General features: G+C 60.1%; 11 protein-coding genes. 2 read left to right on the top strand and 9 right to left on the bottom strand.

All coding sequences use genetic code 11. The features are described from left to right. Positions 1–245: 245 nt before the first annotated feature. From HPY71_04570 to HPY71_04530, 9 genes are all read right to left on the bottom strand, one after another. Positions 246–683 (bottom strand): hypothetical protein, encoded by a 438-nt coding sequence (locus HPY71_04570; GenBank protein ID NPV52780.1) that lies wholly within the window; start codon positions 681–683, stop codon positions 246–248. Then, entirely contained in the window at positions 680–940 is a 261-nt protein-coding gene (locus tag HPY71_04565) for a hypothetical protein (GenBank protein NPV52779.1), read from the bottom strand. The genes HPY71_04570 and HPY71_04565 overlap by 4 nt, the downstream gene beginning before the upstream one ends. A 92-nt stretch (positions 941–1,032) precedes the next feature. After that, on the bottom strand, positions 1,033–2,439 hold the full coding sequence (locus HPY71_04560; protein ID NPV52778.1) for a hypothetical protein: 1,407 nt from the start codon (positions 2,437–2,439) through the stop codon (positions 1,033–1,035). Between the two features lie 133 nt (positions 2,440–2,572). Beyond that, a complete protein-coding gene (locus HPY71_04555; GenBank protein NPV52777.1) occupies positions 2,573–3,679 on the bottom strand; it encodes a radical SAM protein in 1,107 nt (368 codons plus the stop codon). A 97-nt stretch (positions 3,680–3,776) separates the two neighbouring features. After that, the gene (locus tag HPY71_04550; GenBank protein NPV52776.1) at positions 3,777–4,772 is read right to left on the bottom strand and encodes a radical SAM protein; all 996 of its coding nucleotides are present in this window, start codon (positions 4,770–4,772) and stop codon (positions 3,777–3,779) included. Positions 4,773–4,818: 46 nt separating this feature from the next. Beyond that, positions 4,819–5,274, bottom strand: a complete 456-nt coding sequence (locus tag HPY71_04545; protein NPV52775.1) for an Rrf2 family transcriptional regulator — start codon at positions 5,272–5,274, stop codon at positions 4,819–4,821. Further along, positions 5,271–6,230: a cysteine synthase A gene (gene cysK / locus HPY71_04540; protein NPV52774.1), complete on the bottom strand. Its 960-nt coding sequence runs from the start codon at positions 6,228–6,230 to the stop codon at positions 5,271–5,273. Before cysK ends, HPY71_04545 begins: the two co-directional genes overlap by 4 nt. Before the next feature lie 183 nt (positions 6,231–6,413). Further along, positions 6,414–7,556 carry an NAD(P)/FAD-dependent oxidoreductase gene (locus tag HPY71_04535; protein NPV52773.1) on the bottom strand — a complete coding sequence of 381 codons (1,143 nt, stop codon included), beginning with the start codon at positions 7,554–7,556 and terminating at the stop codon, positions 6,414–6,416. Further along, positions 7,525–9,195, bottom strand: coding sequence for a DUF116 domain-containing protein (locus HPY71_04530; protein NPV52772.1), 1,671 nt, complete (start codon positions 9,193–9,195; stop codon positions 7,525–7,527). Before HPY71_04530 ends, HPY71_04535 begins: the two co-directional genes overlap by 32 nt. A 192-nt stretch (positions 9,196–9,387) precedes the next feature. On the opposite strand from HPY71_04530, the gene HPY71_04525 reads away from it, so the two are divergent. Together HPY71_04525 and HPY71_04520 are read left to right on the top strand one after the other, a co-directional pair. Beyond that, positions 9,388–11,757 (top strand): DEAD/DEAH box helicase, encoded by a 2,370-nt coding sequence (locus tag HPY71_04525; GenBank protein NPV52771.1) that lies wholly within the window; start codon positions 9,388–9,390, stop codon positions 11,755–11,757. Between the two features lie 429 nt (positions 11,758–12,186). Next, positions 12,187–12,339: a hypothetical protein gene (locus tag HPY71_04520; GenBank protein ID NPV52770.1), complete on the top strand. Its 153-nt coding sequence runs from the start codon at positions 12,187–12,189 to the stop codon at positions 12,337–12,339. Positions 12,340–12,416: the final 77 nt, after the last annotated feature.

Here is a 12,416-nt window from a genome sequence, read left to right as displayed (position 1 = left end):
CCTGCGTCGACATCGGACCTCAACTTCCTTCAATCCAGTTCCCCTCAGTCCAGTTCCTCTGGCCTAGCTGCATGGTTTCTCTGACCAGTTCCCCTGGCCCAGCTGCGTTCTGCATTCCCGACCCCGGGCTAATGAGATTATAGCATTACCTGTGGTTAACTGCAAGGTCGGGATGGGCTGGCTGGTGGGTCAGGGGGGTGGGGACTCAGGTCCTGCGGATGATAACCAGAAGCGGGAACGCGATATCAGAGACGCGATATTATGAGTCCGAGGCCGGAGATGACGATGGCGACCTGGATCGCTATACCCCAGGGCACCCATCGCCTTCCGTGGGGAATGAGACCGCTATGAGAGGGGAAGATCAGCCTCCGCGAGGGGTTCGGTGAAAGGTAAGGCCGGGGGTTGAAATGGGCCCTCACGACCTCCAGGTCCGGTGCTGCTCCGCCTATGGCGCCAAGCAGGACCCCGTACCTGCCTCCAAGGGCCGCAATGACCCAGAAGATGATCAAAGCAGCCAGCGTATCGAGCGCCCCTGTGGCTGTATCCGAATAATCATGATGCGGCAAGGCATCCAGCACGGCATGCGTGCCGAGGCCGAGGACAAAGCCTGTAACAGGGTCGCCCGCCAGGAGGCCTGCAGCCGCCCCTGCAACTGTATGGGTGATGCAGTACATGCTTGTCACCTTCCCGGGATATGAATCCTTCTCAGGGCATAGGTAGTTATTCTCCGGATCGCCACGAATTCCTTCTTCAGGGTGCCGCGCACCTCTCCGGCGATCTCACCTGCATTCACATTGAGTTGCGCGCTGAGATCGACCCCGGCCAGGTCGCCGGAGCCCCTGGAGGCCACGTAAACTCCCAGGGCTATGAATACAAAAAGGCCCAGGAAGCAAAGCACAAAGGCTTTCCAACCGAGCCTACCCTTTTTAGCCGCCAGCATAACCAGTCAAGCACCTCGCCCGCCTTCCTGGACCACGGGCCACCAGGCCGGTGGCGGGTGGCCCAGGATGATGATCTCGATGATGATCTCATTCATGGCCCCGGCTTCGCCCTTATCTGCGACAGGGTTTTTGCGACAGCATCCGCCACAAAGCGGGCCGCTGCGAGAGCCTCTTCCCTCGTATTGTTGACGGAACCGATCTCGAGTATGACTGCTCGCGGGTGGACGTGCTGGTTCCAGCGACCATCATCCCTCAAATCCACCCCCCGCGAGAGCCCGGGGTAGAGGTTCTCTAGCGTCGCATTGAGCTGGAGGGCAAATGAAAAATTCTCCCTCCAGCGCGGGTGCGGGAGGCCAAACTTGTCGTTTGATACTACAATGAAGATGCGGGCGGCTTTCTGCCCCTTTATGGTTACCGTCCTGGGTATCGGGGCCGGGACCGGTATCGAATCCCTGTGAATATCCAGGACGATCTCGATCGATGGATGCTTCTCGAGGATGCCCTCAATCGTCGGGAGGGCATTCATGTAGGCCTCTCGCCACTTGGGGAAGTCGTGAACCTTCCTCGAGTGGATAACGGGGATGTTGTACTTCTCGGTCAACACCCGCGCCACCTCATCGCCGACCCGTATAACCCCATCGGGCCTGCCCCAGACATAATCGACGCCGGATGTCGGCCTGTAGGCCTCAGAGCTGTGCGAGTGATATATTGCGACGAGAGGCTCACGCGGACCCTCCAGATTTCTGGCACCCCCCTGGATGCCGGGAACAGCCCCCCGGGGCAGCTCCGCGGGGGAAGGGGCCGGGCCAGGCCTCACTGCAGGCCTGGCGGCGACAGGCCCGGCAGGATCGCCTGGAGCTAGCCCGGCCAGCTCGCCGGCGCGCCTATCATCATGGGCGCTATCTGCCTCCGCCACCCTGGCGACCGGGACCCCGCGGCTCGTTATGGCCTCCTTGGATCTCTCCTGGGGTGGCTTGCTCTTTATCCTCGGAATCTGAAAGGTGAGAAGGGCCTTCAGATCGGAGAAATCCGCATCTGTAAGGGCGAGAAGAACGGATCTTATCACCCCCCGGCCTGTCCCGGGGTGGTCCTCGCCGGGCCGCGCCTCCTGCTCGGGTGCAAGGGCGGGCACGCCCCTTTCAAAGATTATTGTGTGCAAACCTGGATACGGCTCGAGCCAGCGGGAAAGCATTGAGAAGAGGTTTCTCTCGGCGGAGTCGAAGAAATCCCCCAGTCCGGGTGCGATCGCCAGCCCCCCTTCCCCTCCCGGGCCGCCGCCATCGCCGGGGAGGCCGGGGAGACGAGTGGCGCCCAGCATCACCAGCGCCGCTACAATTAGGAATAAAGCCGCATAAAAAAAGGCGAGGCTCCTCATCAGGCGGCCGGGCGTCCCTCTCGCACGCTGTTCCCGTTCCCACCGGACGAACCGGTGACGGTAAAACCTGTGCCGCGGCCTCCTCCTCGCATCCCTATACATAGCACTCACCCCGCCTCTCACCCGCGCCTCCCAGACGCGCCTTCAAAGGTTCATTTGTGCAGTGCTATGTATATGCCTGAGCCCTGCCATTTATTCCGGGTTGCATTACTCCGGGTCGTATTATTCCGGAATTATTCCGGATCACACTCACACATCACATGGACAAACCAAGCTGGGCCCTGATCTCCTCTATATCCTGCTCGTCCGGCGGGAAGGGGTAGTTCCTGATGGGCTCCCCGGGCCTTTCGTTCGCGTAGGGCCGGTTGCAGCCCAGCTCGCCATGCTTGCCCGGGCACCCGCTCGTTATGAACGGGAGGCCGAGCCCTACTACACTTTCAAGCTTGTCGCGGGGGATTCCATAGCCGGTGATCGTCCCCCCGCCGTCAAACGAGAAGTCCTCGCACCTTGCAATGCCCTCATTTATCAAATATCGCGCGAGCTGAATCCTGCGGTAAGATTCGAGGGAGGGCCGCTCGTGGCACTCCATGGCCGAACCGTGCTCGGGATAAAAGGCAAAAAGGTGGGTGACGACGCCCATGTCGTGCGCCATCTGTATGGCGCCCGCCATCTCCTGTTCCGTCTCCCCGAGGCCGGCGATCAGGTGGCAACCAACCATCCACCGGCCAAACACCTCAACCGCTTCAGCAAGGGCTTTCCAGTAGCTCTCCCACCTGTGGGGCCCCCTCACGCCGTGGCCACGCAAGACGTCGAAAATCCCCTGCGTTGCCGCGTCAACGGCGATGCCGATTCTATCGATGCCGGCATTCTTCATCGCCTCCAGGTCCGACCTCGCGAGGGTTGTAGGGGTCAGAAGCCCCGAGATCGGCACATCCGATCGCGAGCGAATAGCCATTGCCACGCGCACCACATCGGCCGCAGCTCTCGGGTGGGTAACCATGGAGATACACACCCTTCGCACCTCGACCTCGCCCCGCGACCCGGCTGAATCGCCAATTTCACCAATTCGCTCCGCGACCTCGCTCACCCTGACGACTGGCCACTTGACGCGTATAAAGCTTTTATCCGTATACTCGCCGGCCCGGCTGCGCGAGAGGCCGCAATAGGCGCAATTTGCCCTGCACCCATCCCCATAGGTCAAAAGCAAGTTAACACAGTAGGCCCTTGCATCCCTGTAAAAAGCCCCTGGGCTGAAGCCCAACGCGATGGCCGCGCCCAGGCTCGTGCGCACGTATTCAGGGCTTTCTTCAATCTCAGGCTCAGGGCTCTCTTCAATCGCCGGGGTGGGCCCCGGCGCCTGCATCGAATCCATAAATACAACCTGACCTCCTTGACGCCCCGCCCTCTTCCTTCTACTTCCCGCCTCACGCCGCCTTAATCTATCTTAGTGTATATAACTTTCATACCACCAGCGAACAACACTGCTCTGAGAATACTGCCTCGAGCCCCAGGTCGCGAGCGAGGCGAATCGTCTCATCGGATGGATAAGCGATCCCGTTGAACCCGGCCCTTACCGCGAGTAATTCGACATCGCGCCTGTGATCTCCTCCCGGCCTTGCACAGCCAAGGAATATGTGCTGGCGATGAAACAAGCCCCTCGCGAGCGCAAACACCCCGGCAAGCTCCGAGGGTCCGGGCGGCCTGGCACTCTCCATGCGCGTGCCCTTGAGCGGCATCATAATAACCAGGACAAGCTCATGAATACCGCAGGTGGAAAGGGCATACAGGGCGTCGACCTCTCCCTCGAGGCGCCCGTAGTCGAGGCCCAGGACAATGTGAGGCACCACGGGCACGCCCTCGTCCTTCAAGTTTCTGACAGACCCGATGTAATCCTGGGGGGCGGCCTCGAGGTGGTAGACCCTGCGGGCGGTTGCCGCACTCCCGATGACGTCGATCATGGCTACATCGATGCCCGCTCCTGCCAGCCGCCGGGCCTGGTTTCTGTCGACCAGCCCCGTGTGAACGGCAATTCGAAGCCCGTACGCCCGCTTGAGCTCGCTTATCGCGTCGATAAATGAGTCCAGTGGGACGGAGCCATCCGGGCCCGAGCCGCCGCTTATGAGAAGACCGCGGCAGCCGGCACCCGCCAGCCTCTTCCCCAGGGCGAGGAGGGCTCCAGACGTCGCCGCCGGGATCATATTCTCCAGGATGCGGCCATTGCAGTGATCGCACCTGAGGGCGCACGCTCTCCCTGTTATAGAAACGGGGACAAAGCTTGCAGGGCTGTTTGTGTAACATTCTGTATCATATCTTATGATGCTGGGAACGGGGAAATAAATGATATCGGTAAAGTTGGCCTTTCTCACCCGCCACGCCTCTTCAAGGCCGCGATCGGTCCCGGTGGAGCCGGCCCCACCGGTCCCGAGCGTGATTTCCTTCCAGGCTCCTTCCTCCATGACCTCACCCCTGACTCTGGCCCTGGTCTAAATCTGGTCTAAATGTCTAAATATAGTACATATAGCTATCTTGTTCCCCAGACAGCTTCCCGACATCCTCGCACATATCTGCGAGTGTGATGGAATCCAGCAGTGACGTGATGCTATCCCTGAGTCGCTCCCAGATGAGGCGCGCAACGCACCTGTCAGCCCTGTCGCAGGCCTCGGATGGGGCATTCATGCCGGCGCATTCAACAGGCGCGATTGGTCCCTCGAGCACCCTGATTATATCCCCTACAGTGATCTCCTCAGGGCGTTTTGAGAGCTCATATCCCCCCTGCGCGCCGCGGATGCTGGTTACCATTCCCGCCCGCCTCAATGGAGCCACGAGCTGTTCAAGGTAATGCTCGGAGATGTCCTGCCGCTTCGCGATATCCTTGAGAGGTATGGGTCCCTTGCCGAAGTTGAGGGCCAGATCAAACATCAGCCTCACGCCATACCTGCCGCGAGTCGATAGCTTCATCCTCTTCCTTCCCCCTGATCCGACTCGAATAAAGGCGTGGACAGGTATCTCTCACCCGTGTCAGGCAGGATCACCACGACCAGCTTGCCTGCATTCTCCGGCCTTTTCGCTATCTCCAGCGCAGCGTGGGTCGCGGCGCCCGACGAGATGCCCGCAAGGATGCCTTCTTCCCTTGCGAGCCTCCGTGCGGCCTCATAGGCCTCATCGGTCCTGACCCTGAAGATCTCATCTATGACTTTGGGGTTTAACACCTTCGGCACAAATCCTGCTCCAATCCCCTGCAGTTTGTGTGGCCCGGGCTTGCCGCCCGAAAGCACCGGCGAATCGGCCGGCTCGACGGCCACTACGTAAACCTCCGGTTTCCTCTTTTTCAAAACCTCGGCGACTCCAGTTATCGTCCCACCCGTGCCGACCCCTGCCACGATCGCATCAACCTTGCCCCCAGTATCCGCCCATATCTCCTCAGCCGTGGTTCGGCGGTGGACCTCAGGGTTGGCGGGGTTCTCGAACTGCTGCGGCATGAAGGCGCCTGGAATTTGGGCAACGAGCTCCTCCGCTTTGCGAATAGCACCCTTCATTCCCTCGGCGCCAGGTGTGAGCACAAGCTCAGCGCCGTAAGCTGCAAGGAGGTTCCGGCGCTCGATGCTCATAGTGTCCGGCATGGTGAGGATGAGCCTGTAGCCCCTTGCCGCGCAAACCATGGCCAGGGCTATACCCGTGTTCCCGCTTGTAGGTTCAATCACCACCGCCCCTTTCCCTGGCTTCAATATCCCCTTCTCCTCTGCAGCAGCGATCATGCTGTACCCGATGCGATCCTTTACGCTGCCACCCGGGTTAAAGGACTCCAGCTTGGCCACAACCTCCGCAACCGCACCCTGTGCCTGTGCCACCCTGCGGAGGCGCACCATCGGCGTTCGACCAACGAGCTCCGTTATATCCTCTGCGACCCGTCCAATTCGTTCCATTTTCAGCTACCTCCGATTCAAACTAGGAATAGATCCGCCCGGACCCGCCCGGGAAGCTTGAAACAGGTTGAAGAAATCCTGATAAACCGACTTAAATAATCGGGTTTCCTGTCAGGTTTTATTGTAACAGAGGGAAAGAGGAAAGTCAATCCATAAGTGGGCCATAAGTGGGCGTCATAAGCGAGCATCCATAAGAGGGCGATCAGCAAGCGAGCGAAACGCTATCCACGTCCTGCGTATGAGCTCGCTCAGAGCCCCGCGGTCACAACACCAGTTACTCATCAAGAGCGCGCGCCCCGCGACCGCCCTCTCGAGGCTCTTGCCGAAAATACCACGCCATTCATCATCATAGGACTTCAAGGCCTCCATATCATTATCCCTGATCGCCCGGGCCGCCGCCCTCCCGGCCGCATCGCCGCCTATCACCGCGTGAAGTATGCCTGCGCCCGTCAAGGGGTGGGTGTGCCCGGCTGCATCGCCGGCAAGGAGCACGCGCCCGGATACCGCGGCGAGGGGCCCGCCAACCGGGATAAGACCGCCCGTATAGCCAAGAACTTTGCCCCTGCTGACCTTGAGTTTATCCAGGAAGCCCCCGAGGGCTTCGCGCGCCCCTGGCGGGCTGTCCAACGGGGCGCCCGAGGCCCTAGTGTCCGTGAGCTGCAACCCGACTCCGACATTCGCCGTATCCCCCTTCGGGAAGACCCAGCCATAGCCCCCGAAATACTCGGGATCGAAATAGACCTGCGTGGCTCCGAGGGGCCGATCAAGCAGGACCTCGCACTGCGCCCCCACGACAAATTCGGCGTTCTCCTGGCCGGTGGCCTTCCCCACTGTCGAGAGGGGCCCGTCCGCCCCTATAATCACCTTAGCAGCGACCTCGAACCTCTCCCTGCGGCCCGGGCCCCCTGATTCGATCACAGCGCCATGATCGCTCAAACCCGTCACCCTCGCCCGGAGGAGGAGCTCGGCCCCGGCCCTGAGCGCCGAGGCTGTAAGGCTCCTGTCAAAAAGCGCCCTGTGCAGGACATAACCTGGAAAGCGATTCCTGACGACCTCACCCGTGGGGAGGAAGGTCTCCATCTCGTCCACGCGCTGCGCTATATGGCCAGCATCTAGGGGGACATAGCGGGTGATGAACATCGGAACGTATTCCGCGCACTGAACAGGCACGCCTACCTGGGGCTTTCGCTCCACGATGAGCACCCTGACCCCACCCAGCGCCAGCCTCCTCGCGGCGCACGCGCCCGCGGGCCCGGCCCCGACCACTAAGGCGTCGTATTCACGTTCACGAATGCTCCCCGCAGTCATAATTGCCATAATTCTTCATTGCCTCCAGAACCTTCCTGATAAGGCCGAGCTTCAATTCGGTCTGGTTTTCAAAGCGCCCGTGGTGGGCCTCCTTCTCCTTGCCAAGATCGTAGCAGGTCGAGCTCTCTACATCAACGAGGATTCCCTTGAGCCCGATCCTCTCGAAATCATCGTGGTGCTTTGCAAAAAAGGCCTCGCAGCAGCTACCGATGAACGCGGATACCCCCCGCGACTTCAGGCCCTCCAGGGTCGACTCCAGCATCTCGTAGTTTTGAATGCACACGGGCATCAAGGCGAACTCCCGGGCCATGTCGTATGCCTCCCCGATGCTACACTGGCCGCACGAGGCGCAGCCCTCGCGATACCGGTATGAGCACCCCGGCTTTTTTGCGCAGTATGGGAGCAGGATGGCAACGGGGCCGGCGCGGGAGGCCTCATTTAGCTCTCTCAGGATATCCCCAAACGCCCCCTTGACTGCGAAAATCGAGTTTACGTCGCCCTCGGGGATGCCGAACTGGGTGAGCTTGACCTTCTTCAGCGCCTCCAGGATCGCCCCGGATATCTCGGGGTGGGGCACTCCCGGGATCTTCACCCCCCTCTCCGCAAAAAAGGCCTCGACCAGGCTCGTTATGGTGGCCGGCTCCGCCCTTGCGTTCTTCAACCGGGCCTCGAGGTCGTATATGGCCCGCTTCGGGTGGGCAAAGAAATCGCCCGTGATGAACACGGATTTCAGCCGTGAGGCCCTTGAGGTGCTCCTATCCAGGGCCAGTGAGACGCGCACGAGGCCACCCGGGGCCTTTCTCACGGACCGGAGCTCAAAGCTCGACCCGGGCTTTTGCCTCACCTTTCTGATCCAGTCGTCCGAGCGGAAATACGGGAGCCGCTCCGCGAAAAGACCTTCCTCCGCGGACGTCAGGCACCCCGGCGAAAGGCTCATGCCGAGTGCATCCTCGAAACCCTTGCACAGCGCAGCCTTTATCTCAGCGGGCGAGGGCGTATAGCCGAGCTCCCATTTGAGGCAGGTGACCCTCTCCTTGACGGATTCGATCTCCTTGCGCTTGAGCTTCTCGGTGGGAATCCTGAGCGCCCTCAGCATACTATCGACGTCGAAGTCAACGAGGAGCGTGCCCTGAAACAGGAACGCGCCGTCGAGACCGGTCCCGCCGGTGCCGGATATCTTCCGCCCGTTCACTTCGATATCGTTGCGCGGCCGGAAGCATGCCTCCACCCCGAGCGCGCGCAGGCCCGAGACCGCGGCCAGGCAGAGCTTCTCATAGAGCCCCTCGATGCCGGACGGGATGCCGGGATGCGACTTCGCGGCGATTACCTCCCAGCCGATCTGGGTCTCGTCCCAGAATAGGGCCCCACCCCCCGTGATGCGCCGGTTGATCTCCACGCCGTGCTCCCGGCACCAGTCCACCCTTACCTCCTGCTCAACATCCTGGTGGTAGCCCACCAGGGCGCATGGGGGATGAAACTGGAGGAAGCGAATGGTATCCGGCGAGAGATCCCTGCTCCTCGCCGTTAGTATGACTTCATCCAGCGCCATATTTTCGGCGGCGGGACGAACCCCTGTATCAAGAAGTCGCCACTCCTGGCCCAAATCATCCCCGCCCTTTCCCCCGCCCCGTCCCTTCGCGGCGGCCACAGAGGGCGGGCCGCTCCGTGATTTTCCGGCCAGGGCTATTAGGGGCGAACTTTTGCATCCTAGTTTTGCATCCTATGTTTAGGGTATAATTACGGTATAATTAGATTATAGCCGGGCCGACATGTACATTCAATAGAGCTTTGAAGAGCTTGAAGAGCCCGGGTAAGAATAAGACTCAAGGAGCTGCTGCAGTTGAGCACAGGTCAGATTCAGGCTCACATTCAGGCAGGCGACGGGCAAATAGACGACGTGCAGACAGGGGATGTGCAAACGGGCGCGCAGGCGGAGGATGCGCAAGCGGATATGCAGGTGCAGGCGGAAACTAGCGTGGCTCAGGCGGGTGGTCAGGGCGCCCGGACGCCGCCGGTCGAGACCGGGACGCCGGTCCACGGGGCGCCGGCCCCGTATAGAGGGCTGACGCTCGATGATTTCCAGCGTGAGGCGATAGGGCACCTCCTGGCTGGAAGGTCAGTCCTGGTGTCCGCTCCCACCGGGTCAGGCAAAACGTTGGTGGCAGACTACCTTATTGACCAAGTTATCCGGCGGGGAAGCCAGGCCATTTACACAGCGCCCATCAAGGCGCTGAGTAACCAGAAGTACAAGGATTTCAAGTTCCAGTACGGGCCGGATAACGTGGGCATCGTCACCGGAGACATCGTCATCAACGATACAGCCCCCATCCTCGTAATGACCACGGAGATACTGCGCAACATACTTCATACCGATATTCACCGGCTCGCGGGGGTTTCGCATGTAATCTTCGATGAAATCCACTACATCGGGGATGAGGAACGGGGCAGCGTATGGGAGGAGGCAATAATCTTCCTTCCCCGGCACATAAGGATTCTGGGCCTGAGCGCGACCATTCCCAATGCCCCGGAGCTGGCGGACTGGATGAGCGAGACCCGCGAAGAGGAGGTCAAGGTCGTCAGGCACAGCGAGCGGCCCGTGCCGCTGGCCCACTACCTCTTTGAGAAGGGGGCCGGGGCTGGAAGCCTCCAGGATATCGCCCGTGCATATAAAAGGCAGCGCAAGAAGGCCCGGTATGGCCTCCTCCCATCCACATCGCATATCGACCTCGTGAGGCATCTTACCCCGGACCTGCTGCCATGCCTCTATTTCCTCTTCAGTAGGCAGCAGTGTGAGATTAAGGCGAGGGAGCTCGCCCAGGTTTGTTCGTTCCTGGCAAACGACGAGAGGCGCGAGGTGAAGAGATTTTTCGATGAAAAGATGGAGGGATCGTCTGCAAAGGAGCTCCCGACCTCAAAGGCCCTCCGCCGCGCCCTCGTGGACGGGATAGGGTTTCACCACGCCGGGCTGCTTCCCATACTCAAGGAGATCGTGGAGGAGCTCTTTGCAAGGCGCAAGATCGCGGTCCTTTACTGTACCGAGACATTCGCGGTGGGCGTGAACCTCCCGGTAAGGTCCGTCTGCTTCGACTCCCCCGAGAAGTTCGACGGCTTCGGGTATCGCCCCATGACCAACCAGGAGTACTTCCAGATGGCGGGAAGGGCTGGTCGCAGGGGGGTAGACAGGCAGGGCTACGTGTTTACCCTGGTCGACCTCAACTATTTCGACAAGGAGCAATTCCCTGTGCACGAGGAAAAGAAGCTGGAGAGGCTCGCAAGCCAGTTCAGGCTCTCATACAATACCGTCCTGAACCTCGTGGCCAGGTACACCCGCGAGGAGGTCGAGACCCTCCTGGATAAGAGCTTTGCCGCATACCAGCGAAGGCGGAGGGCGGGCAATCTGATGGCGGAAATTGAGGCAATCCGCGCAAGGCGCGATGAGCTTGCCAGCAAGTCGAGGCACGCGATCCCGTCAGGGCACGCAACCCAGGCGGGTCAGGAGGCAGCCCTGTCGGGGCGTGCGACTCGGGCGCAGGGCGGCGCAAAGCGCCTTCGCCGTCTTGACGGCAGGCTCAGGCGTCTCGAGGCCGAGCTCTCAAGCCTGCCTGCAACCAGCGAGCTGATGGCCGAATTCGAGGCGAAGGTCCGGCTCCTGAAGAGGCTCGGCTACATCGCCGCCGGAACCCCTGAAACCGGAGCCGGGGCATTTGCGGCGTTGACAGAAAAAGGGGCTATGGCGTCTCGTATAAATGTCCAGGAACTCCTCGTGACCGAGCTCATCTCTGGGGAGTTCTTCCACAGGCTCGATGAGGACCAGGTAAACGCCCTGGCGGTTGCCGTGGATTACCAGCCAAGGAGGGAAGGGGCCAGGATGACAAGGGCCCCATTCGATCTCGAAGGAGTCCAGGCCATTATCCGCAGAATCCAGCGGGCGGAATATCGCGAGCTCGGCCTCTCTACAGTGGTATTTGACCCGTCCATCTCGCATCTTGCCTACGCGTGGAGCCGCGGCGCCGGTTTTGGTGACCTGATGCAGCTGGCCCGTTTCGGCCCGGTCAACATGGATGAGGGGGATGTGGTCTCAGCCCTTCGCCGTGGGATAGACCTGCTCCGCCAGGTGAAGCTCGCCTGCACGGGAGATCCTGACCTACTGCACAAAATAAACCGGTGCATGGATAAAATGGACAGGGATGTGGTAAGGGTGGACTTGTAAAAAGCATACTCCCCGGGGTATAATAGAATCTAGCAGCTAACCCCTGTGCGCGGCGAAACTGCCAAGTGCCAAGAATCTTGGCACCTTTATGCGCGACCTGCCAAGAATATTGGCACTTTCACCTTTTACCGAGGCAAACTGCCAAGATTTTTGGCAAGATGAGCGAGTGGCTGCCCAGAATCTTGGCATCATTACGTACAACCTGCCAAGGAAGTTGCCACCTTCACCTCTTTGCCGGGACACCCTGCCAAGATTCTTGGCAGGATGGACGAATAACTGCCCATAAACTTGGCACCCTTGCACGTGACCTGCCAAGATAATTGGCACTTTCACTTTTGGCTGGGGAAGGCTGCCCAGAAAGTTGGCATCTTTGAGCGTAGCCTGCCAAAAAAGTTGGCACTGCGCATGTTTAGATTTGAGGTGAAAGACTTGGATTGGAAAGCAACCCTCAGGAGAAACCTTTTTCTGGTCACCTTGCTGGCATCGCTCTTCCTTGCAGGGGCCGGCGCGCTGTCCGGTGAACCCAGACGGGTGTTTGCGAATGCGGTAATCATATGCCTGTCGTGTATCGGTATCCAGTGACTTGGTGGCCGCGTCCAAAAAGTCCTTACCGCACATAAGGCGCGGGATGAATGAAGTAGATGCGCTCCAATACTAAG

It is taken from the genome of Bacillota bacterium, from assembly GCA_013178125.1.
In the GTDB taxonomy this organism is placed as follows: domain Bacteria; phylum Bacillota; class SHA-98; order Ch115; family JABLXJ01; genus JABLXL01.
This window is presented reverse-complemented; position numbering and strand designations above follow the sequence as displayed.

Excerpts from the sequence above, each read along its gene's own strand:
- HPY71_04565 (NPV52779.1), bottom strand. The coding sequence starts at position 940 with ATGCTGGCGGCTAAAAAGGGTAGGCTCGGTTGGAAAGCCTTTGTGCTT.
- HPY71_04555 (NPV52777.1), bottom strand. The coding sequence starts at position 3,679 with ATGCAGGCGCCGGGGCCCACCCCGGCGATTGAAGAGAGCCCTGAGCCT.
- HPY71_04550 (NPV52776.1), bottom strand. The coding sequence starts at position 4,772 with ATGGAGGAAGGAGCCTGGAAGGAAATCACGCTCGGGACCGGTGGGGCC.
- HPY71_04545 (NPV52775.1), bottom strand. The coding sequence starts at position 5,274 with ATGAAGCTATCGACTCGCGGCAGGTATGGCGTGAGGCTGATGTTTGAT.
- HPY71_04535 (NPV52773.1), bottom strand. The coding sequence starts at position 7,556 with ATGGCAATTATGACTGCGGGGAGCATTCGTGAACGTGAATACGACGCC.